We start from the raw sequence: 25,881 nt of genomic DNA on the forward strand, positions 1-25,881 counted from the left end.
CCGGCCGACGGCGTTCAGGCGCCCGGGAGGAAGAGGCAGAACGGGTGGCCGTGAGGGTCGCTCAGGACTCGGACGTCCTTCAGAGGCTGGTGTTCGCACAGTGTCGCGCCCAGGGCGCAGGCCCGTTCGGTCTCGGCCTCCAGGTCGTCGACCTGGAGGTCCAGGTGGGCCTGCATCTGCTGGGTGCCCGGGCGCTGCGGCCACGTCGGCGGGGTGTGATCGGTTTCCAGCTGGAAGCTGAGGCTGGGACGTTCCTGTCCCGGTGCTTTCAGGCGGACCCACTCCGGCTCGCGCACGACCTCTTCCCACCCGAGCAGGGCCCGGTAGAAGTCGGCCAGTGCGGGAGGGTCGGGAGTGCCGAGGACGAAGGCGCCGAGCGTTGCGGTCATGCCTCCAGCCTTGCCCCGGCAGCCGGCTTTACGCACGTACCGTCAGTGAATGTCCCTCAGGCAAGTCCGTCAGGCATGTCCGTCAGGCATGTCCGTCAGCCGGCGTCCCAGGTTTCCGTCTCGCGCACCGGTCACGGATCGGCGGGAACGACCCGCTGCGGCCATGGATTTCCAGGATCTGTTGCGCTTGAAGGGCATCTCGAAGACGCGGGAGAACAGCCATGCCCCGAGGACTGACACCGGTAGCGCCAGGATGAGCGTGAAGCAGAAGGTGGGCATGCCGGGCGACACGACATGCGGGGCCACCCGGCGGATCACGACCATGACGATCGGCAGGTGGATGAGGTAGAGGCTGTAGGAGAAGTCGCCCAGGCTGCGGACGGGGCGCGTGGTCAGGAGCCGTACGAGGAACGCGGGTCTGCCGGTGGCCACCGCGGCGAGGAGCATCGTCATGGCCGGAGCGACGGCGAGGTCCAGCCAGAAATAGTGGTGCACCGTCCACACGGAACCCTCTTTGTACCCGAGTGCCAGGACAGGTGCGGCGGCCAGGACGGCGAACCATGCCCACGGCAGGCGTCGGACCCGGTCCGACGCGACGACGATTCCCGCTCCCACCACGCCCGCGACGAAGACGGGGGCGAGATGTGGAGCGAGCCAGTTGTCGCCCTCCACGGGATTGGCGTGAGCAGCCGTCAGGCCGAGGGCGATCACCGGAAGCGACACGCAGGCGACCAGAGCGGTCGCGCTGAACCGCCGCCGTACGAGCAGGAGAAGCGGGAAGAGGACATACAGTTCGGCCTCCACTCCGATCGACCAGAACGCGCCGTTCGGTGTCGGGGCGTGGATCATGTCCTGGGCCACGAGGCCGAACACCACGACGGACGCCCCGGTGGGCGGTCCGAAGTGCGAAGCGGGCACCAGGAGCCAGGAGATGACCAGGCTCATGGCCAGGGCGGCCCAATACGGAGGCAGGATGCGCCAGGCACGTCGGCGCAGGAACCGGGCGACGCCGCCCGGCCGCCAGCCGTGATAGGCCGGGGAGATCGCCAGAGAGAACCCCGACAGCACCAGAAAGAAGACGACGGCGAGCCGACCGAACATCAACACGTCCAGCCAGGCGGGCGCCGAACTGTCGGGATAGCCGGGGAAGGTGTACAGCCAGCAGTGGAACAGCACGACATACAGTGCCGCCAAGCCACGGAGGCCGTCCAGACCCGGTACCTGCCGACGTACGGACGCTCCGCTCGCCCCCTCGTCCCGTCCCGGTGGAGCTGCCAAAACCGGAGCGCTGCCGACGCCCACCGGACGGATCGAATCCACCGAAATCGTCAACCCCTTCTGCGGACACCGTGTGTCCCGAACGCTGCCGCCGCCTCTGCGGTCGCTGCCTCGTGCGATCTGCCTGCGACAGGTGCGCGCCCGACGGTGGCGTCGGCGGGGCGCCGGGCGTCGCAGTGCCGCCCACATGACTGGTACGTAGCGTACGGCCGAGCAGTTCAACGGAAGCCGACAGCCTTCGTCCGGCCGACGGATCCTCCGGAGAGCAGAGGGAGCACGTGAGCGGGCGCGGCGGCGGAGCCGCGGCAGCAGCCGCCGCGCGGGCCCCGACGAACGGCGGAGCCGGGCGAGGTCGCTCCCGCCCGGCTCCGCCGCCTGTGTGCGCCGTGATCAGGCTCCCGTGAACCGCTCCCACACCCGGTGCGAGCCGAGGAGCTCGGTGACCTGCTCCAGAACGGCGGGGCCGGAGTCGCCCAGGACGACGCCGGGCGCCTGAACGGGCACGCCGGCCGCCTCCAGCGCGTCTTCGCCCAGTGCCCATGCGCCGATGGCCTTGCCGTGCCGGAACGCCTCCGACAGCAGCAGCACCACGCGCGGATCCACACCCGCCCGCGTGGCCTCGGCAGCGGGAGCGGGCGCGGCCTTCGCGTCGCGGGCGCCGAGGGCGTCGTCGCCGGCGACGGGTGTTCCGGCGAGCAGGATGGCGTCGAACTCGACGGAACGGGCCGTCGTGAACGTCCGCTGGACCGTCGGCCCGGTACCGTCCCCGCCGAGCGTGCCGCCGACCGGGGCGACGATCAGGGGCACCATGCCGCTCGCGAGCACCGCCTCCCGCACGGCGCGGACCTCGTCCGGATCGCCGTCGCCGGTGGCGACGATTCCGACGACGCGACCGTCGGTGGGCCAGGCACGGCCGAGCTGGGACAGCGCCGGACTCGGCTCGACGGCGGCGTGCGGCACGGTGGGGGCGGGGGCCGGCAGGCCGAGGCCCGAGGCGACCTGAGCGCACAGCTCCGTGTCGATGTTGGCGAGGACCTGGAGGGCCCGCTCCCTGATGGCCTGCTCGTAGCACTTGCTCAGTTCGAAGGTGTAGGCGCCGATGATGTGCTCGCGCTCGACCGGGGTCATGCTGAGCCAGAACCGGCGGGGTTGGCTGAAGTGGTCCGCGAAGGACTCGGGCGCCTCCCGCACCTTGGTCGCCTCCGGGACGCGCACCGGCGCCTCGATGAACGCCGCGGTGTCGGCCCCGGCCGTGAAGGGGCAGCCGCCGTCCAGGGAGTTCGGCCGGTACGGCGCGACGCCCCGGTGCACGGCCGTCTGGTGCATGCCGTCCCGCAGCATGTCGTTGACAGGTGCGTGCGGGCGGTTGATCGGCAGCTGGGGGAAGTTGGGGCCGCCCAGGCGGGTGATCTGTGTGTCGAGATAGGAGAACAGCCGCCCGGCGAGCAGCGGGTCGTCGGTGATGTCGATGCCGGGCACGAGGTGACCCACGTGGAAGGCGACCTGCTCGGTCTCGGCGAAGTAGTTGGACGGGTTGCGGTTCAGGGTCAGCAGGCCGACCGGCTGCACGGGGGCGAGCTCTTCGGGGACGAGGTTCGTCGGGTCCAGGAGGTCGATGCCCTCGAAGGTCTGGTCCGGGGTGTCGGGGAAGGTCTGGATGCCCAGCTCCCACTGCGGGTGGGCGCCTGCCTCGATGGCGTCGGCGAGGTCGCGGCGGTGGAAGTCGGGGTCGATGCCGTTGGTGATCTGCGCCTCCTCCCACACGAGGGAGTGCACGCCCAGCTTCGGCTTCCAGTGGAACTTCACCAGGGTCGTGGCGCCGGCGGCGTCGACCAGGCGGAAGGTGTGAACCCCGAAGCCCTCCATCATCCGGTAGGAGCGCGGGATGCCCCGGTCGGACATGTTCCACAGGGTGTGGTGGGTGGCCTCCGTGTGCAGCGTGACGAAGTCCCAGAACGTGTCGTGCGCGCTCTGCGCCTGCGGGATCTCCCGGTCCGGGTGCGGCTTCCCGGCGTGGATGACGTCGGGGAACTTGATGGCGTCCTGGATGAAGAACACCGGCATGTTGTTTCCGACCAGGTCGAAGACGCCCTCGCTGGTGTAGAACTTGGTCGCGAAGCCGCGGGTGTCACGCACCGTGTCGGAGGATCCTCGTGATCCCAGCACCGTGGAGAACCGTACGAACACCGGGGTTTCCTCGTCCGCGGCGAGGAACGCGGCCTTGGTGACGTCGGCGGCGTTGCCGTAGCTGCGGAACACTCCGTGCGCCGCCGCGCCGCGGGCATGGACCACGCGCTCCGGGATGCGCTCGTGGTCGAAGTGCATGACTTTCTCGCGCAGGTGGTGGTCCTGGAGCAGTACGGGTCCGCGGGGCCCCGCCTTGAGCGAGTGGTCGCTGTCGTGCAGCCGGGTCCCCTGCGCGTTCGTCAGGAAGCTGCCGGACTGAGCCATACGGGCCTGGTCCGCACCGGTCGGCTGGCCCGTCGGCGACGCGGTGTCCGGTCCGCTCTGGTCCGCCTTCGGCGGCAGGGGATCCCGGGGCTGCGTCGGCTCCGCGACGGACGGCGACTCGGAACTCGGCTTTCCGGGGATGCCGTCCTCGGGGGTCGCGTCGTCGCCGTGCAGGGTGTCCGTGACCTTCCGGGCTGCTCGCTGGAGGGGGTTGGCCTCGCTCATCGTCACATTCCTTGCTTCTGAACAGTGGGGGAAACAATGCTGATGAACTGGTGGAAAAGGCGCTTCACGGTCGACCTCTCCCGTCCGGCACGCGTGCCTCGTGCGTCCGGCGGGAGGAGCACCGACCCGGCCTTCCGTCGCGCGCCAGGACGGTCTTCCCGGGCTACCGACGTCGGGCCGACCAGCCGTGTACCCAGACGGCGGCGGCCAACCCCTGCGCACGCGTCGGGCGCTCATGAATCGGCCATGCGCCGAGCGGTCGGCCCGCCGCGACGGCCGGCGACCTGGGCACGTCCCTGGACGTCCTTCGCCGCTCGCCCCTCAGGTGGAGGCAGTGCGGGAGGTGGGGGTCGCCGACCTCCGGACAGCCGTTGCCGCCCGCCGTCCAGGGTCGTCGCCGACGGACGGCGGGCGGACCGCACCCGGTTCGCGACCATGCGACCGACGGCCTGAAGCGTCCCGGCCCACGGTCGCCGAAAGCCCACGGAGGTCCTAGCCGGTCACGACCTTGAACGCCTGGTAGGTCTTCGGTTCCGTCTCGGGAATGCCGACTTCCCGCAGCAGGGGGGCGAGCTTCTCTCCGAACCGCCGAAACGCGTCCTCGGACTCCCAGACGTCCGTCCCGAACCAGCCGGTCGGGCTGGGCCCGGTGGCGTGGGAGATCAGGCCGGGCACGGGCCAGTCGGAAGCCTTGCTGAGACCGCGTCCGCCGGTCATCTTGTCGACGAGCTCCTCGTACTGGGCCTGGGTTGCCGGGGAAGTCGAACGTGATGATGATCGTCATGGTGGGATACCGCTCTCGCTCGGTTGCCGTCCTGCTGATCCGACCTCACCAGCACGGCAGGAGGGCTGCCACTGGAGCGCGGCCGTCCGCATGCATGCGCAAGCAGCCGTGAACCGAGCCTCCCGGCTGCGCGGCACGCCCGCATCGGGGTCGCTCCGGCTCCGCGCTCCCCGCCCGGCCGTCACGCTCGCCGGGACGCTCAGCGCGGCACGGACTGTTCCGCCCAGATGGTCTTGCCCGTGGCGGTGTGGCGGCTGCCCCAGCGCTCGGCCACCTGGGCGACGAGCAGCAGTCCGCGCCCGCCCTCGTCGAAGACACGGGCCCGCCGCAGGTGCGGGGCGGTGCTGCTGCCGTCGGAGACTTCGCAGATCAGCACGTCGGCGCGGATGAGCCGCAGCTCGATGGGGGTGTTGCCGTAGCGGATGGCGTTGGTGACCAGCTCGCTGACGATCAGCTCGGTGGGGAACTCGAGCTCGCTCAGGCCCCAGACGGCCAGTTGTTCGCTCGCCGCCCGGCGCGCCCCGGCGACGGCCGCCGGGTCCACGGGCAGCTGCCAGGTGCTCACCTGGTCGGCCCCGAGGCCGGACGCGCGAGCCAGCAGCAGGACGGTGTCGTCGCCCGGCGGGTCGGCCCGTACCTTGCGCATCACCTCGTCGCAGACCTCGTCCAGCCCGGTGGCCGGCCGGCGCAGTGCCTCGGTCAGCAGGTCCAGTCCGACGTCGATGTCACGGCCGGGGGTCTCGATCAGACCGTCGGTGTAGAGAGCGAGAACGCTTCCCTCCTCCATGGCGATCCGGGCGGACTCGAAGGGCAGTCCGCCCAGGCCGAGCGGCGGCCCGGCGGGCAGGTCCAGAACCTGCACGGCGCCGTCGGGCGTCACGAGGAGGGGCGGCGGATGGCCGGCACGCGCCAGATCGCAAAGGCCCGCCACGGGGTCGTAGACGGCGTAGAGACAGGTGGCCCCGACCTCTCCCGAGGCCTCCTCCGCCTCCCGGCGCGCATCGGGCCCCTCCTCCCGGTCGAGGCGGATGACCAGGTCGTCCAGCCGGGTGAGCAGCTCGTCGGGGGCGAAGTCGGCGTCCGCGAGGGTCCGCACCGCGGTGCGCAGCCGGCCCATGGTCGCCGAGGCGTGCACGCCGTGGCCCACGACATCGCCCACCACCAGCGCGACCCGTCCTCCGGACAGCGCGATGACGTCGAACCAGTCTCCGCCGATCTCTTCCCCGGCACCGGCGGGAAGGTACCGGTAGGCGAGGTCCACCGCCTGCGCCCGTGGCATCCGCTCGGGCAGCAGGCTGCGCTGGAGGGTGAGCGCGGTCCGACGCTCACGGGTGTAACGCCGCGCGTTGTCGATGCTCACCGCCGCCCTGGCGGCCATCTCCTCGGCGAGCACCAGATCGTCCTGGCCGAAGGCGTCCGCCGTCCGGTGCCGCAGCAGGTGCATCACGCCCAGGGTGATGCCCCGGGCGCGCAGCGGCACCATCATCACCGAATGGATCCTGAACCGTCTCACGCTCTCGGCGCGTGCCGGGGCGGACGTCGACCACTCCGCGAGCCGCGGGTCGCCGACGCGGTAGTGGGCGCCGTGGCCCGTGACGAGGGCCTGCGCCGGCGGTGAGCCGGGAGGGTAGACGTCCATGTCGCCCGCCCGGACCACCGATTCCGGGCACCCGGACAGGACCGACCGCTGCGCGGTGCGGCGGCACTGCACCGGTGTGTCGGACGGTACCGGCTGCGGCTCATGCCCCTGGACGACGGATTCCAGCAGGTCCACGGTGACGAAGTCGGCGAACCCTCCGGTCACCGCCACCTCGGCCAGTTCCTCGGCCGTCCGGGTCACCTCCAGGGTGCTGCCGATGCGCGTGCCGGCGTCGTTCAGCACCGCCAGCCGGCGCCGGGCCCAGTACTGCTCGGTGATGTCGATCACCACCGCCGACACCCCGAGCACCTCGCCCGCCCGGTCCTTCAGGGGGGACAGGTAGACCGACCACGCGTGATCGCGTACCTCTCCGGAGGCGCGGAAAGGCTGCTCCTCACGGAAGATCATCTCGCCGGTGCGCACGACCTGCCGCTGAAGGCGGTCGATCTCGCCCAGGGGCGGGGCGGGGTAGATCTCCCACAGTGTGAGGCCCCTCATCTCCTCCTGGGTGAGCCCCATGGCACGGCTCATCACCTGGTTGCAGGCCACGAACCGGGCCTCGTGGTCGTAGACGGCCACGGGCAGCGGGAGCTGCGCGAGCGTGAGGTCCCACAGCTCGGCCGCCGCCGCACCGGCCGGCGCGTCGGGGTACGTCATCGCCGCCGGGGTGACGACCCAGGGGGTGCCGCCGTCGGAGTCCGCAAGCGGCGTGCCCCGGAGCTGCACCTCGACCCGGTCTCCGTCCCGTTTCCGCAGGCCCAGGTCACTCGTCCACGGCTCCCCGGCGGCGAGGCGGCGGCGCATGGCGGTGGGCGGCTTCGCGGCGAGCAGGGAGGCGGCGGGCCGGCCGACGATGTCCTCGGACGCGTATCCGAGCAGCCGTCCCGCTCCGGCGCTCCAGGCCATGACGGCTCCGCGGGCGTCGATGACCACGGCGAAGTCCTCGGGAGCCACGGCGGCCCCCACTCCTGTGGTCGTCTCGGATGCGTGGTCCATGGGAGCCACCTCGACGTCGTTCCTCTCGCGCCCCGGCCCGGCGCTGCGTCGACTGCCACCGGCGCTGCCTCCAGCATCCTGCCACGGCACACCCCGCTCAACCGGCCGAAGGGCTCGCACGGCGTGGGGCGAGGGGCGGTCTGCCCGGAACGAGATCCGGCAGCGGCCTCTGCACGCCCGTCGGCAGGGCCCGGCTTCCCGTCGGGCGGGCCGCTGTCACCGGTGGCTTCGCGGGGCCGCGGGCGGCGTGCCGGTGCTTCGGCCGTCGTCGGCGGGACGCCCCTGGACGGCGGCGTGACCGCCGGGCGACGCGTCGGTGGCCGTCACCTGCGCGTCGGCGTCCCGAAGGGGAGGGGGGCGCCCGAACGCAGGTGTGCCTTCAGCCATTGCTCGGTGTTGCTCACGTGCAGCAGCGCGGCGGCCTGGCTGAGGGCGGAGTCACGGGCGGCCAGCGCGTCGAAGATCGCCTCGTGCTCGGCGAGGGTGCGCCCCGCGGCCTGGGAGTCGACCAGTCCGCGCCAGATACGGGCGCGCAGGGTGCGGCCCGAGATGCCTTCGAGAAGGGTGAGGAGGGTCTCGTTGCCCGTGGCCGAGATGACGGCCCGATGGAAGGCGGCATCGTGGGCGTTGAGCTGTTCGACGTCCTCGCGGGCCTCGCGCATGGCGTCCAAGTGCCCCTTCACTTCGGCGAGTTGCTCGTCGGAGATCCGGACGGCGGCCAGGGCCGTGGCGATCGGTTCGAGGAGCCGCCGTACCTCCATGAGGTCCTGCAGGGCGACCGCGTCGCCCTGCAGCAGCTCCACCGCGCCGCCGAGCCCCTCCAGGAGCAGGCTCGGCTGCAGGCTGGTCACATACGTGCCGTCGCCCCGCCGCACCTCCAGGACCCGGGCGACGGCCAGCGCCTTGACCGCCTCGCGGGCGAGGTTGCGGGACAGGCCCAGCTGGGCTGCCAGGTCCGGCTCCGGTGGAAGCTTCGACCCCGGAGGCAGCGCACCGGTCAGGATCAGCTCACGGAGCTGATCGATGGCCTTGTCCGTCAGAGACACCGCGCGTCCCGCCCGCCGTGGTGCCCCGCGAGCACGTCCGACCTGATCAGCCCCTGAGTGCGGAGATCGTCCCAGAGGCCGTCCGGGACATGCCGGTCATGGAGTTCCACGTTTCGTACGACCTGTTCCCGAGTCCGCATACCGAGGGTGACGTTGATGATACTGGGGTGGGTGCGGGGGAAGGCGATCGCGGCGGCGGGGAGGGTGGTTCCGTGTGCCGCGCAGACGTCGGCGATGGCCCGTGCCCGGGTGACGAGGTCCGGTGGGGCGTCCCGGTAGTCGTACTTCATGCCCTCGGCGGGCCGGTCCTGGGAGAGCAGGCCCGAGTTGAAGACGCCGACCGCGACGACGCTCTTGCCGAGTTCGGCCGCGGCGGGCAGGACGTCGTCCAGTGCCGACTGGTCCAGGAGCGTGTAGCGGCCGGCGAGCATGACGACGTCGGCCGCGGTCTCGCGCAGGAAGCGGGCGAGCATGGCCGACTGGTTCATTCCGGCGCCGATGGCGCCGATCACGCCCTGGTCGCGCAGCTCGGCGAGGGCGGGCATGGCCTCGTCGGCCGCCTGGGGCCAGTGGTCGTCGGGGTCGTGCAGGTAGACGACGTCGAGCCGGTCCAGACCGGTGCGTTCCAGGGTGTCCTCGATGGAGCGCAGGACGCCGTCGCGGCTGAAGTCCCACTGCCGGCGCAGGTCGTCGCGGACGACGAAGCCGTCACTGTCGACGCCGCGGGGCTCCTCGTTGGGCACGAGGAGTCTGCCCGCCTTGGAGGAGACGACGTACGCGTCGCGCGGACGGTCTCGCAGGGCGGCGCCCAGGCGGCGCTCGGAGAGACCGAGGCCGTAGTGGGGTGCGGTGTCGAAGTAGCGGATCCCGGCCTGCCAGGCGGTGTCGACGGCGGCTGCCGCGTCCGTGGCCGGGGTGACGCGGTAGAGATTGCCGATCACGGACGCCCCGAAGCCGAGCGCGGTGAGCGCGACGGGCGTGTTCTGGATGTTCCGCTGGTGCAAGACGTGCTCCTGGGATACGGGCGACCGGTGCGCCGGTCAGCGTCTGACGTGGGCCGATCCGCCCGCGACGAGCGCCTCGACCTCGGCGAGCGAGGCCATGGAGACGTCTCCGGGCGTGGTCATGGTGAGCGCGCCGTGGGCGGTGCCGTAGGCGAGGGCGCGCTCCAGGCCGGCGCCCTCGAGCAGTCCGTGGATGAGACCGGCGGCGAATCCGTCGCCGGAGCCGATGCGGTCCAGCACGTGCAGAGCGGGCATCCGGGGGCCGGTGACGAACCCCGTTTCGGCGGACCAGGCGGCCGAGGACCAGTCGTTGACCCCGGCCGAGGGCACCTCGCGCAGGGTCGTCGCCAGCACTTTCGCCCCGGGCAGCAGCGCCGCCACCCCGGCGAGCGCGTCCGCCACCTCGTCGGCCCCGACGCGCGTCTGCCCCGGGCGTGTCCCCGCCAGGCCGAGGGCGCCCACCACGACGTCGGCCTGCCGGGCGAGCCGCAGGTCGACCTCGCGGGCGGCGTCGGCGCCGCCCCGGCCGGCCCAGAGGCTGGGGCGGTGGTTGGGGTCGTAGGAGACGGTGACGCCGTGGCGGCGGGCCGCCGCCATGGCCTCGTCGGCGACGTCCGGCGTGGTGTCGGACAGGCCCGCGAAGATGCCGCCGGTGTGGAACCAGCGCACCCCCGCCGAGAACACGGCGTCCCAGTCGACGTCGCCCTCACGCAGCTGGGAGACGGCGGTGTGGGCGCGGTCGCTGACGCCCAGCGCGCCGCGGATGCCGTAGCCGCGTTCGACGAAGTTGAGGCCGTTGCGGGCGCTGCGGCCGATGCCGTCGTCGGGCGCCCACCGGATCAGCGAGGTGTCGACGCCGCCCTGGAGGATCAGGTCCTCGACGAGCCGCCCCACCGCGTTGTCGGCGAGTGCGGTCACGACGGCCGTGCGCAGGCCGAAACAGCGCCGCAGCCCCCGGACGACGTTGTACTCGCCGCCTCCCTCCCAGACGTGGAACGTGCGGGCCGTGCTGATCCGGCCCTCGCCCGGGTCGAAACGCAGCATCACCTCGCCGAGGGCCACCACGTCGGTCACGTCGTGCTCCTCTCCACGGCGTCGGCCGTCAGCCGGCGGATCTCGTCGTAGTCGCCGCGCTCCAGGTGGGCGGCGGTGGCCATCCAGCTGCCGCCGACGGCGAGCACCGCGGGGTCGGCGAGGTAGGCCGCCATGCGCGAGGCGTCGATCCCGCCGGTCGGCACGAAGCGCGTCGAGGGGAAGGGCGCCGCGAGTGCTCGCAGGGCCCGCAGACCGCCGAGCGGCTCGGCGGGGAAGAGTTTGAGGGTGTCCAGGCCCGCCTTCAGCGCGCGCATCAGCTCGGTGGCGGTGGCGACGCCCGGCACGACCGGCACCCCCAGCTCGCGGCACTTGGCGACGACCTCCTCGTCGAACCCGGGTGAGACCACGAAGCGGGCCCCGGCGGCGACGGCCCGCTCCGCCTGCTCGGGCGTGAGCACCGTGCCGGCGCCGACGGCGAGGCCGCCGTGGGCGGCCATCTCCTTGAGCACCCGCTCGGCCCGCCGGGTGCGGAAGGTGACCTCGGCGCATCGCGCGCCGCCCGCGGCGAGCGCGTCGGCCAGCGGGCCGGCGGTCGCCGGGGACGGCACGGTCAGCACGGGCAGGAGGCGGGCTCCGGCCAGCACGCGGGCCAGGCCGGTGGTGAGGCCGTCGGTGGGGTGGGCGGTCATCGGCCGAGCCAGCCGCCGTCGACGGGCAGGACGATGCCGTGGACGTAGGCGGCGGCGTCGGAGGCGAGGAAGACCGTGGCGCCCGCGAGGTCGTCCGCGCTGCCCCACCGGCCGGCCGGGATGCGCTCCACGATGGCCCTGCTGCGCAGGGGGTCGTCCTGGAGGGCCTGGGTGTTGTCGGTGGCGATGTAGCCGGGGGCGATGGCGTTGACGTTCACGCCGTGCGGGGCCCACTCGTTGGCCAGCGCCTTGGTCAGCCCGGTGACGCCGTGCTTGGCGGCGGTGTAACCGGGCACGGTGATGCCGCCCTGGAAGCTGAGCAGCGACGCCGTGAAGATGATCTTCCCTTGGCCGCGGGCCGCCATCGCCGCGCCCACCGCCCGCGACAGGGCGAACTGCGCACTCAGGTTGACCTGCAACACCAACGCCCAGTCCGCGTCGCTGTGTCCGGCGGCCGGGGCGCGGCGGATCGTGCCCGCGTTGTTGACCAGGATGTCCACCGGGCGTTCCCGTCCCGCGAGGTCCGCGCCCAGCGCGCGGACGGCTTCGGGATCGGCGAAGTCGGTGCGGATCGCCTCGAAGGTGCGGCCCGTGGCCAGGACGTCCTTCTCCACCGCGCTGCCGCTCTCCTCCAGGGAGGCGCTGACGCCGATGACGTCCGCGCCGGCCTCGGCGAGGGCGCGCGCCATGGCCCGGCCGATGCCGCGCCGGGCGCCGGTGACGACGGCGAGCCTGCCGGTGAGGTCGAAGGCGTTCACTGGACGGCTCCCTGGGTGTCGTCGGTGCAGTCCACGAGAATCTTCATCACGTCGCCGCCGCCCTCCAGCGCCTCGAACGCGGCGGGCGCCTGCGTGAGCGGGACGACCTTGCTGATCAGCCGCCCGGCCGGGATCGTCCCCTCCGCGACCAGGGCCACCGCCCGCTCGAAGTCGCCACGCTCGTACAACCGAGCGCCCACCAAGGTCAGTTCGCGCCAGAAGAAACGGTGCAGGTTCACCTCCCGCGGACGCGGGTGGATGGCCACCAGACACAACCGGCCACGCACGCCGAGGACCTCGACGGCCGTGTCCATGCCGCCCGCCGCACCCGACACCTCGAAAGCGACCTGCGCCCCCGCGTCCCCCGTCCACTGCCGCACCAGCGCCGGCACGTCCTCGACGGCCGGATCCCACGCCGTCAGCCCCAACTCCTCGGCCAGCAGACGGCGATGGGCGCTCAGCTCCACCACCCGTACCTGCGCGCCCGCCGCCCGCGCGACCAGCGCGATCAGCATGCCCACCGGGCCGCCGCCCACCACCACGACCTTCTCGCCCTCGCGCACCCCGGCGCGGCCCACGTCGTGCACCGCGACCGCGGTGGGCTCGACGAGCGCGGCCCGGTCCAGAGCGAGCGAGCCGGGCAGCCTGATCAGCGTCGAGGCGGGCACCGTCCAGCGCTGCTGCATCGCACCCGGGGAGTCGATGCCGATGAAGTCCAGGTGCTGGCAGACGTGCTGGTGCCCGGCCCGGCAGGCGGGACAGGAGCCGTCCCAGCGCAGCGGCATCACGGTCACCGCGTCGCCGGGCGCCCAGTCCTCCACGCCCGGACCCACCCGCACGATCCGGCCCGACATCTCATGCCCCAGAACGGCGGGAGTCGCCACCCGGGCGTCCATGTCACCGTGGAAGATATGCAGATCGGTGCCGCAGATGCCCACGTAGGCGGGGGCCAGCTCCACCTCGCCCCGGCCCGGGGCGGGGGGATCGACGACCGCGGTGTCCAGAGTGCGGGCGGCCTTGTAACGGACGGCGAGTGTCATCGTTTCGTCAGGGTCCCTTCAGCGCGGACGCCGATGGTCAGCAGCAGGTTGGCGTAGGTACGGGTGTCGGCGGTGACGATGGCCAGCGCCAGGTCGGGCGAGCGGGCGGCGTCGTAGAACGCGAAGCGCCCGAGCGTGTCGACCGGGAGGGGCGCCAGCATCGAGCGGTACTCGGCGATGGCGGGCGGCTCCGGTTCGCCCTCGGGCGGCACCATCACGTGGGCCGCCTCCACGGGCAGGGCGCGCAGCAGGACGTCGAGCACGGTCGTGACGTCCAGCAGGCCGGGGGCCAGGTTGAGGTGGACGGTGCGCGCGCGCTCGCCGGTGGCGGTGCTCGCGGGGTAGTGGCCGTCGGCGAGCAGCACCCGGGCGCCGTGGCCGGCGCCGGCCAGGGATTCGAGGATCCCGGGGTGCAGGAGTTCCGTCAGGAGCACGGCGTCGCATCCTTCGTCGTGTCGGGGGTCAGGCGGTAGAAGGCGGTCGCGGTGCCGGCGAGCACCGCGTGGATCTCGGCGCCGGAGCAGCCGTCCAGCAGTTCCTCGACGGTGGCGGCCCAGCGGTTCCAGCCGCCCGCGAGGTTCGCGACCGGCCAGTCGGAGCCGAACATCAGCCGGTCGGGGCCGAACGCGGAGAGCAGGACGTCCCACACCGGGCGGATGTCGTCGACGGTCCACTTCCCGTGGTCCGCCTCGGTGATCAGCCCCGACACCTTGCAGACCACCTGCGGGTGCGCGGCCAGCAGACGCAACCGGCTTGCCCAGTCGGCCAGTTCACCGTCGGCGATCGGCGGCTTGCCGGCGTGGTCGAGCACCTGGGGCAGGCCGGGGAAGCGTTCGGCCAGCCGGGTCGCCTGGTCGAGCCGGTGGCTGCGGACCAGCACGTCGTGTCCGAGTCCGCGCTCGCCGACCGCTCTCAACCCCCTTTCGACGTCCGGACGTTGGAGCCAGTGCGGATCCGACTCGCCCTGCACGACGTGGCGTACGGCCCGCAGGTACCGGCCACCGGGCCCGCTCCGCAGGCCGTCGAGCACGTCGCCGACCGCGGGGGACGTCAGGTCCGCCCAGCCGACGACGGCGCCGATGAGCGGGTCGCCGTCGGCCAGAGCGAGGAGGTCGCGGGTCTCGGGCACGGACGCGATGCACTGGACGACCACCGTGCTCGTCAGTCGCCGTCCGGTGATCGGCCGGGTCGCGGCCGACAGCAGGTCCTGCGGACCGAAGGTGCGGCGGATCGGCTCGTGGCCGGGCGCCTCCAGCCAGGGCTGCGGCCGGACGTCCAGGTCCCACACATGGTGGTGGGCGTCGACGAGGGCCCGGGAGTCACACACGGGCTGCCCAGACGGGGCCGTCGGGGTACGTGTACTCCTTGAGGGACTCGGGGTGCATCTGCGCGCTCAGCCCCGGGAGCGTCGGCGCCAGGTAGTGCCCTTCGACGATGCGGACGGGGTCGACGAAGTGCTCGTGCAGGTGGTCGACGTACTCGATGACACGGTCCTCGGTGGTGCCGGAGACGGCGACGTAGTCGAACATCGACAGGTGCTGCACCATCTCGCACAGACCCACACCGCCCGCGTGCGGGCAGACCGGCACGCCGAACTTCGCGGCGAGCAGCAGGATCGCGATGTTCTCGTTGACGCCGCCGACCCGGGCGGAGTCGATCTGCACGATGTCCACCGCACCGGCCTGGAGGAGCTGCTTGAAGACGACCCGGTTGGCGATGTGCTCGCCGGTGGCGACCTTGATGGGGCCGACCCCCTTGCGCACGGCGGCGTGGCCGAGGATGTCGTCGGGCGAGGTGGGTTCCTCGATCCAGTAGGGCTGGTAGGGGGCCAGGGCGCTCATCCAGTCGATCGCGACCTGGACGTCCCATCGCTGGTTGGCGTCCACGGCGATGCGTATGCCGTCGCCGACGGTCTCGCGGGCAGTGCGCATGCGCCGTATGTCGTCCTCCAGGTCGGCGCCGACCTTCAGCTTGATCTGGGTGAAGCCGTCGGCGACGGCCTCGCGGGCGAGGCGGGCCAGCTTCTCGTCCGAGTAACCGAGCCAGCCGGGGGTGGTGGTGTAGGCGGGGTAGCCCTGGTCCAGCAGGTGGTCGATGCGCTGCCGGCGGCCCGGCTCGGCCCGGCGCAGGATCTGCAGGGCGTCCTCGGGGGTGAGGGCGTCGCTGAGCCAGCGGAAGTCGACCTGGGAGACCAGGTCCTCGGGTGACATCTCGCCGAGGAAGCGCCACACGGGCTTGCCCGCCCGCTTGGCGGCCAGGTCCCAGGCGGCGTTGACGACGGCGCCGGTGGCCATGTGGATGGCGCCCTTCTCCGGTCCCAGCCAGCGCAGCTGGGGGTCGTGGACGAGGGAGCGGGAGAACCCGCCGAGGTCGGCGCAGACCTCGTCGACGGACCGGCCCACCACGTGCGGGGCCAGGGCCGCTATGGCGGCGGCCTGGACGTCGTTGCCGCGGCCGGTGGTGAAGGCCAGGGCGTGGCCCTCGAGTCCGTCGCCCGCGTCGGTGCGCAGGACGACGTAGGCGGCGGAGTAGTCGGGCTCGGGGTTCATCGCGTCCGACCCGTCCAGGTGCTCGGACGTCGGGAAACGCACGTCCAGCACGTCCAGGGCGGTGATGCGGGAGGGAGCCGGGGAGGGCGACGGGGCGGGTGGCATGGCGGCAACTCCTGTGAGGTGCAGGGGCGATACGGCCCGGTGCGACGGGACGGGGGGCGGCGCAGGGTGTCGGGCGGCCCGGACGGCGGCCCGGTTCAGTCCTGGACCTTGCCGCCCGTGATGCGCGAGATGGTCAGCGCGACCAGGATGATCAGGCCGTTGAGGGCGCCGATCCACTGGGCGGGGACGCCGCCGAGCGTGAGCACGTTCTGGATCATGAACAGCAGGAGGATGCCGCTGAACGCGCCGAACATGGTGCCTTTGCCGCCGTTGAGGCTGATGCCTCCGATGACGGCGGCGGCGAAGACGGTGAAGATGTAGCCGTTGCCCTGCGCCGAGGCGACGGAGGCCAGACGTCCGGAGAGCAGCAGTCCGGCGAGGGCGGCGAGCACGCTGCCGGTGACGATGACGATCCACAGCACGCGGTCGGTGCGGATGCCTGCGGCCTTCGCGGCGTCGACGTTGCCGCCGATGGCGTACAGCGAGCGCCCGAAGCTGGTCCAGCCGAGCACCACGATGGCGACGGCGAACAGCGCCAGGCAGATCCAGATGGAGGCGGGCATGCCGAACCACTGGGCGGTGCCGAGGTAGAGCATCGACTGCGGCAGCTGGAAGAAGGTCTGGCCGCCGGAGATGCCGGTGAGGACGCCGCGCAGCACGATCAGCATGCCGAGGGTGACGATGAACCCGTTGAGGCCGAAGCGGATGATCAGCAGGGCGTTGATCACGCCGACGAGGGCGCCGACGGCGAGGGTGACGAGGATGGCGAACGCGCCGGGGAGCAGTCCGAGTCCGTGGCCGGCGCCGACGGGCACCACCAGCCAGGCCGCGACGCCGGGTGCGAGTCCCATGGTGGACTCCAGCGACAGGTCCATCTTCTTGACGATCAGGATCATCGTCTGGGCGAGGACCAGCAGGGCCATCTCGGACATGGTCTGCAGGACGTTGATGAGGTTGTCGGCCTGCAGGAAGACCGGGTTGACGATCTGTCCGACGATCGCGATGACCACGATGGCGGGGACGAGCGCGAGGTCGCGCAGCCGGGCCAGGGGTATCCGGCCGCCGAGCAGCGCGGTCCGCTTCGCTCGGGCTTCCGGGGCCTTGGCCGCGGCGGTGTCAGCGAGGACGGTTTCAGGCATCGAGGTCCACTCCTTCCATCGCGGCCACGAGGTCGTGGTCGTGCCAGCCGCGGGCGATCTCTGAGGTCACACGGCCCTGGAACATCACCAGGACCCGGTCGCACATGCGCAGGTCGTCGAGTTCGTCGGAGGCGATGAGCACTCCGGTGCCGGTCCGCGCGGTCTCCTCGACCTTGCCGAGGAGGAACTCCTTGGAGCGCACGTCCACGCCCGCGGTCGGGTTGATCAGGACCAGCAGTCGGGGGTCGTCGGCCAGGGCGCGGGCCATGACGACCTTCTGCTGGTTGCCTCCGGACAGGGAGGAGACGGGCAGTTCCGGACCGGGAGTCTTGATCGCGAGGTTCTCGATCATGGCCTCGGCGAGCCGGTCGCGCCGGCCACCGCTCAGGAACCCGTAGGGGCCAAGCCGTTTCGGAACGGACAGGGTGGCGTTGTCCGCGATCGACATGCCGGGGACGAAGCCCTGGTGGTGGCGGTCCTGCGGGACGAATCCGGCGCCGGCGGCGAGCGCCGCGGGCACGCTGCCCGGCCGGGGGGTGTTCCCTGCGATCTCCACGCCGCCCGCAACCGCCGCCCGCAGCCCGACCACGGTCTCGGCGACCTCGGTGCGCCCGCTGCCGGCGGCGCCCGCGAGGCCGACGATCTCGCCGGCCCCCACCTGGAAGCTGACGTCGTCGTACCCGTCGCCGCGCAGCGTACGGACGTTCAGCGCGGCCGTGGCGCCCGGGTCGAGGGTGCCGGCCCGTTGCTCGCGCCGGTCGGCCGCCGCCTCACCGGTCATCGCGGCGACCAGCTCGGTGCGGGGGAGCTCTGCGACCGGCGCGGTCAGGATGTGCCGGGCGTCGCGGAACACCGTCACCATGTCGCAGATCTCGTAGACCTCCTGGAGGTGGTGGCTGATGAACAGGAAGGTCACGCCCTGGCGTTGCAGGTCGCGGATGCGGTCGAAGAGACGGTTGATGGCCGCCCCGTCGAGCTGGGCGGTCGGCTCGTCGAGGATGATGAACCGCGCGCCGAAGGACAGCGCGCGGGCGATCTCGACGAACTGTCGCTGCTCGACGCTCAGATCGGCCGCCGGGGTGTTCGGGTCGACGTCCACCGACCAGGTCGACAGCAGGTCCTGTGCGCGGCGGCGGGTGGCATGCCAGCTGATGAGGCGGCCGGCTCCGCGGTCGTGCCGGTTCAGGAAGAGGTTCTCGGCGACGGTCAGTGCGGGGATGATCGTCGACTTCTGGTAGACGCAGGCCACGCGTTGCCGCCAGGCGTCGCGGTCGCTGAGCCGGGGCGCCGGCCCGCCGCCGAAGGTCACCGTCCCCTCGTCGGCGGCCTGAAGGCCGGTGAGGACGGACACCAGCGTCGACTTGCCGGCTCCGTTGCGGCCGACGAGGGCGTGGGTCTCGCCGGGCCTGATGGTGATCCGGGCGCCGTTCAGGGCGACCGTCGGACCGAATCGCTTGACTATGCCCGTCGCTTCGACGACGGGCGGGTCCACGGGCACCCGTCCGCCGTCCGCCGGGGCGGGCACGGGGGTGACTGCTCGCTCCCCTTCGCTCATCTCAACCGCCTTGTTCTCGTGAGCCGTTGCCATTACCGGTGAGAAGGCCGCGGGAATCAGCCGAGGTTGTTGCCCCACAGCGACTTGTCGTCGCTCTTCACGCTGGGCACACCGCCGTAGGTGCCGCCGTCGGCGGTGACGAGCGGGGCGGAGAGCTGGTCCTCGAGGACGCCGTCGCGGACCTGGATGATGGTGCTGTCGTGGTCGGTCTTGCCGGGCTTGAACGTCTTTCCGTCGATCGCGGCCTTGAGGTAGTACAGGGCGTACTTGGCGTAGAGGTCGGCCGGCTGGGAGACCGTGGCGTCGATCTTGCCCGCGGCGATGGACTTGAGCTCCTCGGGGATGCCGTCGTTGGACACGACGAAGACGTGCTTCTCGTCCTTCGGGTCGACCAGCAAGCCCTTCTGCTTGAGGACTTGGAGCGTCCCGGACAGGGCGAAGCTGGCCTCCATGTAGACGCCCTTGATGTCCGGGTTGGCGGTCAGGTCCGTCTGCAGCTTCTGGGCGGCGACGGCGCCGTCCCAGTTGGTGGCCTCGCCGAACACCTTGATGTCCGGGTAGTTCTTCTTCATGCAGTCGTTGAACGCCTGGGTGCGGTCACGGCCGTTGATGGAGTCCAGGCCGCCCTCCAGCATGACGACCTTGCCCTTGCCGCCGAGCTTGGTGCCGAGGTACTGGCACGCCTTCTCGCCGTAGGCGCGGTTGTCGGCGCGCACGACCATGAAGACGTTGCCGGTGTCGGGACGGGTGTCGACGGTGACGACCGGGATCTTCTTCGCCTCCAGCTGCGCGAGGGTGGGGGCGATGGCGGCGGTGTCCTGCGGGGCCATCGCGAATCCCTTGACGCCCTGGCTGATCAGCGTCTGCGCGTTGGCCGTGAGCTTGGCGACGTCGTTCTGGGAGTTGGTGGTCTTCAGGCTCAGACCCAGCTCCTTGCCGTACTGGGGCGTGTACTTGATGTAGGAGTTCCAGAAGTCGGTGTCGGAGCGGGGGTAGTCGACGCCGACCAGCGGCTCGTCGCTCGACGACGCCGAACTGGTGGAACCGCTTCCGCACGCGGTGAGCAGAGCCAGTGCGGAAAGGGCGGAGACGGCTGAACAGAGGGTGGTTCTGACTCTCATCGGTGCTTCCTCGCGCCGGTCCCGTAGCGGGAGATGTTTCGCCTCGACGACATCTGCGTGTCACCGCGGACTAGAGATGGGATGTTTATAGAGGCGTGCCCGGCGCGTTGTCCATACCCTCGCTCGAATCTCAGGAAAAGAGCAGCTCACGATCGACCCTAAGGGCGGAGCGGCGCCGCTTCAGAGAAAGATCCATCCCATCAATCAACATCACGTGCCGGCCCAGCCCGATCAGGAAGCACCACCAGACATTCCATGTTTACCTGGTGACAATAGAGCGCAAATCCCCCTAAAGCGGCCAAGTCGCCTTATTGAACGGGCACTTTCATCCCTGCACACTGGTTGACAGCGCCAGGAGGCATGGCGGACCTTCATGCGTGACAACCGGCGCTCTGTGCACAGCAGCCACGCCGGCCCGTCTCCCCCGCATCCTCCCCAGCCCCCTCTGCACCAGGGATGTCTCCATGTCGAGTTCGATCAACAGACGCCACTTCCTGGCCGGCGCCACCTGCGTGGCAGCGGCGGCCGTCGCCGGAGGCCTGTTCGGCGCCGGCAGCGCACAGGCGGCGCCCGGCACGTACACCCCCGACTGGAACTCGGTCGACCAGCACCCGCCGGCCCCGGAGTGGTTCCAGGACGCGAAGTTCGGGATCTACTTCCACTGGGGTGTCTTCAGCGTGCCGGCCTTCGGCAACGAGTGGTACCCGCGCACGATGTACCAGGCCGGCGACAGCGTCAACCAGCACCACATCGCGACCTACGGCCAGCCCTCGGCATGGCCGTACCACAACTTCATCAACGGCGCCCAGGACCTGGCGGGCAACTTCGTGAAGTTCGCGCCGAAGCTGAAGTCGGCCGGCGGGAAGTTCGACCCCGACGAGTGGGTGCAGCTGTTCGTCGACGCCGGCGCGAAGTTCGCCGGCCCCGTGGCCGAGCACCACGACGGCTTCTCCATGTGGGACAGCCAGGTCAACGAGTGGAACTCGGTGGACAAGGGCCCCGGGCTGAACCTGCTGCAGCTGTTCTCCACGGCCATCCGCGCCAAGGGCCTCAAGCTGCTGGTGGCCATGCACCACGCGTACCACTACAACGGCTTCTACGAGTACGCCCCCGCCCAGACGGACCCCAGCCTCAAGAAGCTCTACGGCCAGCTGGGCGCGGCCGCGGAGAACCAGCTCTGGTACGACAAGCTCAAGGAGGTCATCGACCGGGCCCAGCCCGACATCCTCTGGCAGGACTTCAAGCTGGACGCCGTCGACGAGACGCAGCGCCTGAAATTCCTGTCGTACTACTACAACCAGGCCAACAGCTGGGGCCGTGAGGTCGTCGCCACCTACAAGGACGGCATGAACGGCAAGGGGGAGGTCTTCGACTACGAGCGCGGCGGCCCGGGCGACCTCACCACGCCGTACTGGCTCACCGACGACAGCATCTCCAGCAGCAGCTGGTGCTACACGCAGGGCATCGGTTACTACACCATCCAGCAGATGCTGCACTCGTTCATCGACCGGGTCAGCAAGAACGGCAACATGCTGCTGAACATCGCGCCGATGGCCGACGGCACCATCCCCCAGGCGCAGAAGGACATCCTGCTCGGCATCGGGGACCACCTCAAGCGCTTCGGCGAATCGGTGTACGCCACCCGCGCCTGGACGGTGTACGGCGAGGGCCCGACGAAGATGGGCGGCGGCGCGTTCACCACCCCGCACGCCGGCACCGCGCAGGACATCCGCTTCACCCGCGACAAGGCCGGCAACGTCCTGTACGCCACCGTCCTGGGCTGGCCGGGCAGCTCGCTGACGATCAAGACCCTGAGCTCGGACCGGATCAACCTCTCCTCGCTGGCCTCGGTGAAGCTCCTCGGCTCCACCGCCGGGACCTACACGGACCTGCCCACGCCGGCCCAGAACTCCTCCGGCCTCACGGTCACCCTGCCGTCCTCGGCGCCGTACGGCGCGAACGCCTACGTCCTGAAGCTCACGTTCTCCGGCACGATTCCGGGCCTGCTGCCGCCGTCCGGCGTCATCGCCTTCCAGGACGTCAACTACACAGGCGGCTCCGCCTCGTTCGCCCTCGGCGACTACACCGCGGCGGACCTGACCGCGGCCGGCCTGGGCGCACGCACGGTCTCGTCCCTCCGGCCCGCCCCCGGCTACCAGGTGGTCGGCTACTCCGGAGACGACTTCACGGGCGCCTCCTGGACCTTCACGGCCGACAGCCCCGACCTCAGGACCACCGGCAACAACGACCAGATCACCTCACTGAGGGTCCAGTTCAACCCGGCCGCGTACTTCCGGATCACCAACGTCACCGACGGCCTCGCCCTCGACAGCGGCGGCAACGTCGCCTCCGGGTCCCACCTCAAGCAATGGACCTGGGACACCAGCACCAACCTGCAGTGGCGCGCGGAGCCCGTCGCGGGCGGCTACTACCGGCTGGTCAACCGCACGAACGGCATGGTCGCCGACGGCTGGGGCGACATCAGCGGCTCCGCCGCCCGACAGGCTCCGTGGAGCAGCGGCAACAACAACCAGCAGTGGACGATCACCCACCGCGGCGACGGCCGCTTCTCGATCGCCAACCGCGCCACCGGTCTGGTCCTGGACGGCGGCGGCAACGTCTCCTCGGGCTCCGTCACCAAGCAGTGGACCTACGGCAGCAGCACCAACCTGCTGTGGACCTTCACGGCCGTCTGATCCCCCACCGTGCGAGCGGCCGCGGCGGTGCTTCCTCCGGCGCGAGGCGTACCAGCGGTCGGGGTTGGCGGAGCGCGACAGCGCCGCTCCGCCACCCGGCGGCCCCGGACGGACCGGCCGGAGCGCCGGGGAACAGGGGCCGATCTAGGCTGGAGAGAGCCGCTGGAAACCAGCCCTGGCGGACACCGCTGTCCGGACGGAGGCGTGGCACGTGGAGAAGGCCGGCAAGGACGCCCCCACTGCCGCTGTCGTGGTGGACCCGGACGGCTTGGTGAGCGGCTGGAGCGAGGGAGGGCGGCTGCTGCTGGGCTGGACGTCCGCAGACGTCCTCGGACGGCCCGTGACCGATCTCGTGGCCGATCCCCCACCACCCGGCTTCCCGGAGGGCCACGGCGCCGCCACCGACGATCCGGGGTTCATGGCGCTGCACCACCGGGACGGGTCCACGGTGAACGCCGTGGTGACGGTGCACCCGCTCGTCGGCTCCGACGGACGCGCCGAGGGCCGGGTGATGACCGTGCAGCGCTGGGACCGCCGACCGGTGATCGCCGACCGGGCCTTCGAGCAGTGCCCCTTCGCGCTGGGCGTCTACGACCCCGAGCTGCGGTTCCTGTGGGTCAACGCCTCCGCGTGCCGGGTGATGGCGCACGACGAGGAGCAGGTGCTCGGCGAGAAGTACCGCGAGCTGTTCCCCGAGCTGGACGACAAGGCGTACACCGACCGGCTCTCCGAGGTGGCGAGGACGGGCGAGCCCGCGCGCCTCATCACCGTCTTCCGTCCGCTGGGCAGTGACTACGCCAACGCCTGGGCCACCAGCATGTGGCCCGTCCGCGATGCCGAGGGCAGGGTCCGCGCCGTCGCCAACTGGGGATTCGACATGAGCGCCGAATACTGGGCCCGGCAGCGCCTGCTCATCCTCAACAAGGCCGGCGGCGGCATCGGCCGGACGCTCGACGTGGTCGGCACCGCCCGGGAACTGGCCAGGACCTCCGTGCCGGTGTTCGCCGACCTGGTCACGGTGGATCTCTTCGACGAGGTGCTGGGCGGAGAGGAACCGCCCTCTCCACCGGCGATCGCCCACGGCCAGACCGTCACGCTCAGCCGCGCCGCCCGGCGCTGCGTGGCGGTGGACTCCGGGCCGCCGCCTGCCGGGCGCCCCCAGCGGATCGGCCATGCCCCCGACTCCGTCGCCACCCGCAGCATGGCCACGGGCACCTCCACCGTCGAGCTCGCCGCCGAGCCCGGCCCCGGCGGTGAATGGGCGTTCGGGCCCGGGCTCGCCGCCGACCCGGCGCACTGGCCGCCGGGCAACCCGTTGATCGACGAGTCCATCGCCGCGGACGGACTGACCGGCCGGATCACCGTGCCGCTCCGGGCGCGCGGCGCGCTGCTGGGCGTCGTCACCTTCGCCCGCAGCGACCGGCCGGAGGCGTTCACCGCCGACGACCTGATCCTCGCCGAGGAGCTGACCGCCAAGGCGGCCGTCGCCATCGACAACGCCCGCCGGTACGCGCGCGAGCGCGCCACCGCGCTGACCCTGCAGCGCAGCCTGCTGCCCCAGCGGCTGCCGAGCCAGGAGGCCGTCGAGGTGGCGTCGCGCTACCTCCCCGCCGGGACGGGCGCGGAAGTGGGCGGCGACTGGTTCGACGTCATCCCGCTGTCCGGCGCCCGGGTCGCGCTGGTCGTCGGCGACGTCGTCGGCCACGGCCTGCACGCCTCGGCCAGCATGGGCCGGCTGCGCACGGCCGTGCGCACCCTCGCCGACGTGGACCTGCCGCCGGACGAACTGCTCACGCACCTGGACGACCTGGTCCTTCACCTCGCCGGCGACCTCCAGCCCGACAGCCACTTCCAGCCGACCGGCGAGTCCGGCGCCACGTGTCTGTACACGGTCTACGACCCCGTCTCCCGCCGCTTCACCCTGGCGAGCGCCGGCCATCCGCTGCCGCTGGTCATCGCCCCGGGCGGCGCCACGACCCCGGTGACCGCACAGCCGGGACCACCGCTCGGCATCGGTGGGCTGCCGTTCGAGGCGACCGAGCTCGAACTGCCCGAGGGCAGCCTGCTCACCCTCTACACGGACGGGCTGGTGGAGAGCCGCGAGCTCGATGCCGGCCACAGGATCGGGGAACTGCTGCGGGGCCTGAACCACACGGCCACCTCGTTGGAGGAGCTGTGCGACACGGTGATGGACGCCGTACTCCCCGAACGCCGCACCGACGACGCGGCGCTGCTGCTCGCCCGCACTCGCGCGCTGCATCCCGACCACGTCGCGGGCTGGGACGTCGAACCGGACTTCGCACAGGTGCCGCGGGTGAGGAAGCTCGCCGTCGACCAGGTGGAGGCGTGGGGCCTGCAGGAGGCGGCGTTCGTCACCGAACTGGTCGTCAGCGAGCTGGTCACCAACGCCATCCGATACGGCGAGCCCCCGATCCGGCTCCGGCTCATTCGCGACACCGCCCTGATCTGCGAGGTGTCCGACGCCAGCAGCACCGCGCCGCACCTGCGCAGGGCCCGCGCCTTCGACGAGGGCGGCCGGGGCCTGCTGCTCGTCGCCCAGCTCACCCAGGGCTGGGGCACCCGGCACAACGCCGACGGCAAGACCATCTGGTGCGCGCAGACCCTCCCCCGGACCCAGCCGCGCTGAGCACCGGGCCGGGCGGACCCGTCCCGCATCCGACCGAGAAAGTCAGCGCTGGCCGGCGGGCCTGCCCGGAACGTCGCCGCGGCTGCCCTCGCAGGAGTAGACGATCTCGACCGAACCGCCCGGCAGGGCACGCTCGCGCCGGAAGGTCAGTCCGGTGTCGGCACCGAGCACGGGGGTCAGTTGTGTCCCGCCGCCGAACAGCATCGGCAGGACGACCAGTTCGAGGGTGTCGAGGGCGCCGAGGGCGTGGAACGTGCCGATCGTCCTGGGGCCTCCGACGAGGTGCACGTCGCCGCCGCGGTTGGCCGAGCGGAGCTTCTCGAGCGGCCGCACCGGGTCACCGTCGGTGGTGACGTGCTCCGGGGTGCCGGCGGGGCGATGGGAACCGAGGACGAACACGTCGAGGTCCGGCCATGGCCAGCGGTTGTTGGTCAGCGCGGGCTCGAAGGTGGTGCGGCCCATCAGCGCCCCCTCGCAGCCTGCGAGGAACTGCCGGATGCCGTGGCTTTCACCGGAGTCGAACGCGGGGTCGGCCGTCAGGGCGGGCCACCCGTTCGGCGTGGTGACGTAACCGTCGGCGCTCATGCTCATACGGGCGCGGATCTGCCTGCTTCCTCCTTGGGCCGGGGTCGGGCAGGTGCGAGGAGAGACCGGGGACGGCGGCGAAACTCATCGGCGTCGGGCTTCGGCAGCCGCGTGAGCGTCGTCCGCCAGGCGTCGCAGGTGTGCACCGGT

General features: G+C 71.7%; 20 protein-coding genes. 2 read left to right on the plus strand and 18 right to left on the minus strand.

The features are described 5' to 3' along the window. Positions 1 to 14 precede the first annotated feature (14 nt). From Sri02f_RS27105 to Sri02f_RS27185, 17 genes are all read right to left on the minus strand, one after another. Positions 15 to 389, minus strand: a complete 375-nt coding sequence (locus Sri02f_RS27105; RefSeq protein ID WP_109003935.1) for a VOC family protein — start codon at positions 387 to 389, stop codon at positions 15 to 17. Between the two features lie 69 nt (positions 390 to 458). Further along, positions 459 to 1,667, minus strand: a complete 1,209-nt coding sequence (locus Sri02f_RS27110; protein WP_109004081.1) for an acyltransferase family protein — start codon at positions 1,665 to 1,667, stop codon at positions 459 to 461. Between the two features lie 390 nt (positions 1,668 to 2,057). Then, positions 2,058 to 4,343, minus strand: a complete 2,286-nt coding sequence (locus Sri02f_RS27115) for a catalase (RefSeq protein ID WP_109003936.1) — start codon at positions 4,341 to 4,343, stop codon at positions 2,058 to 2,060. Between the two features lie 492 nt (positions 4,344 to 4,835). Next, positions 4,836 to 5,060 (minus strand): hypothetical protein, encoded by a 225-nt coding sequence (locus Sri02f_RS27120; RefSeq protein WP_245970821.1) that lies wholly within the window; start codon positions 5,058 to 5,060, stop codon positions 4,836 to 4,838. A 266-nt stretch (positions 5,061 to 5,326) separates the two neighbouring features. Then, positions 5,327 to 7,762: a SpoIIE family protein phosphatase gene (locus Sri02f_RS27125; protein WP_109003937.1), complete on the minus strand. Its 2,436-nt coding sequence runs from the start codon at positions 7,760 to 7,762 to the stop codon at positions 5,327 to 5,329. A gap of 323 nt (positions 7,763 to 8,085) precedes the next feature. Further along, the gene (locus tag Sri02f_RS27130; RefSeq protein ID WP_109003938.1) at positions 8,086 to 8,808 is read right to left on the minus strand and encodes a FadR/GntR family transcriptional regulator; all 723 of its coding nucleotides are present in this window, start codon (positions 8,806 to 8,808) and stop codon (positions 8,086 to 8,088) included. Further along, complete coding sequence (locus Sri02f_RS27135; RefSeq protein WP_109003939.1) at positions 8,799 to 9,812, minus strand: aldo/keto reductase; 1,014 nt, start codon at positions 9,810 to 9,812, stop codon at positions 8,799 to 8,801. Before Sri02f_RS27135 ends, Sri02f_RS27130 begins: the two co-directional genes overlap by 10 nt. Positions 9,813 to 9,848: 36 nt before the next feature. Beyond that, positions 9,849 to 10,886 (minus strand): sugar kinase, encoded by a 1,038-nt coding sequence (locus Sri02f_RS27140; RefSeq protein ID WP_109003940.1) that lies wholly within the window; start codon positions 10,884 to 10,886, stop codon positions 9,849 to 9,851. Next, positions 10,883 to 11,536 (minus strand): bifunctional 4-hydroxy-2-oxoglutarate aldolase/2-dehydro-3-deoxy-phosphogluconate aldolase, encoded by a 654-nt coding sequence (locus Sri02f_RS27145; RefSeq protein WP_109003941.1) that lies wholly within the window; start codon positions 11,534 to 11,536, stop codon positions 10,883 to 10,885. The genes Sri02f_RS27140 and Sri02f_RS27145 overlap by 4 nt, the downstream gene beginning before the upstream one ends. Next, positions 11,533 to 12,294: an SDR family oxidoreductase gene (locus Sri02f_RS27150; RefSeq protein ID WP_109003942.1), complete on the minus strand. Its 762-nt coding sequence runs from the start codon at positions 12,292 to 12,294 to the stop codon at positions 11,533 to 11,535. The genes Sri02f_RS27145 and Sri02f_RS27150 overlap by 4 nt, the downstream gene beginning before the upstream one ends. Further along, a complete protein-coding gene (locus tag Sri02f_RS27155; protein WP_109003943.1) occupies positions 12,291 to 13,334 on the minus strand; it encodes a zinc-dependent alcohol dehydrogenase in 1,044 nt (347 codons plus the stop codon). Before Sri02f_RS27155 ends, Sri02f_RS27150 begins: the two co-directional genes overlap by 4 nt. After that, entirely contained in the window at positions 13,331 to 13,768 is a 438-nt protein-coding gene (locus tag Sri02f_RS27160; protein ID WP_109003944.1) for an RbsD/FucU domain-containing protein, read from the minus strand. The genes Sri02f_RS27155 and Sri02f_RS27160 overlap by 4 nt, the downstream gene beginning before the upstream one ends. After that, complete coding sequence (locus Sri02f_RS27165; RefSeq protein WP_109003945.1) at positions 13,759 to 14,661, minus strand: amidohydrolase family protein; 903 nt, start codon at positions 14,659 to 14,661, stop codon at positions 13,759 to 13,761. The genes Sri02f_RS27160 and Sri02f_RS27165 overlap by 10 nt, the downstream gene beginning before the upstream one ends. Further along, positions 14,654 to 15,988 (minus strand): L-fuconate dehydratase, encoded by a 1,335-nt coding sequence (locus Sri02f_RS27170; RefSeq protein WP_109003946.1) that lies wholly within the window; start codon positions 15,986 to 15,988, stop codon positions 14,654 to 14,656. Before Sri02f_RS27170 ends, Sri02f_RS27165 begins: the two co-directional genes overlap by 8 nt. Before the next feature lie 95 nt (positions 15,989 to 16,083). Next, positions 16,084 to 17,127 (minus strand): ABC transporter permease, encoded by a 1,044-nt coding sequence (locus Sri02f_RS27175; protein ID WP_109003947.1) that lies wholly within the window; start codon positions 17,125 to 17,127, stop codon positions 16,084 to 16,086. Next, positions 17,120 to 18,682, minus strand: a complete 1,563-nt coding sequence (locus Sri02f_RS27180; RefSeq protein ID WP_109003948.1) for a sugar ABC transporter ATP-binding protein — start codon at positions 18,680 to 18,682, stop codon at positions 17,120 to 17,122. Before Sri02f_RS27180 ends, Sri02f_RS27175 begins: the two co-directional genes overlap by 8 nt. A gap of 56 nt (positions 18,683 to 18,738) precedes the next feature. Beyond that, a complete protein-coding gene (locus Sri02f_RS27185; RefSeq protein WP_109003949.1) occupies positions 18,739 to 19,803 on the minus strand; it encodes a sugar ABC transporter substrate-binding protein in 1,065 nt (354 codons plus the stop codon). Between the two features lie 464 nt (positions 19,804 to 20,267). Between Sri02f_RS27185 and Sri02f_RS27190 the strand changes: the two genes are divergently transcribed. After that, a complete protein-coding gene (locus Sri02f_RS27190; protein ID WP_109003950.1) occupies positions 20,268 to 22,499 on the plus strand; it encodes an alpha-L-fucosidase in 2,232 nt (743 codons plus the stop codon). Positions 22,500 to 22,710: 211 nt separating this feature from the next. Continuing rightward, positions 22,711 to 25,146: a SpoIIE family protein phosphatase gene (locus tag Sri02f_RS27195; protein ID WP_109003951.1), complete on the plus strand. Its 2,436-nt coding sequence runs from the start codon at positions 22,711 to 22,713 to the stop codon at positions 25,144 to 25,146. A 42-nt stretch (positions 25,147 to 25,188) separates the two neighbouring features. Here the strand turns inward: Sri02f_RS27195 and Sri02f_RS27200 are convergent, their stop codons facing one another. After that, the gene (locus Sri02f_RS27200; RefSeq protein WP_109003952.1) at positions 25,189 to 25,737 is read right to left on the minus strand and encodes a dihydrofolate reductase family protein; all 549 of its coding nucleotides are present in this window, start codon (positions 25,735 to 25,737) and stop codon (positions 25,189 to 25,191) included. Positions 25,738 to 25,881: the final 144 nt, after the last annotated feature.

Origin of the sequence: Streptomyces rishiriensis (assembly GCF_003112535.1) — a bacterium.
Classification (GTDB): Bacteria; Actinomycetota; Actinomycetes; order Streptomycetales; family Streptomycetaceae; genus Streptomyces; species Streptomyces rishiriensis.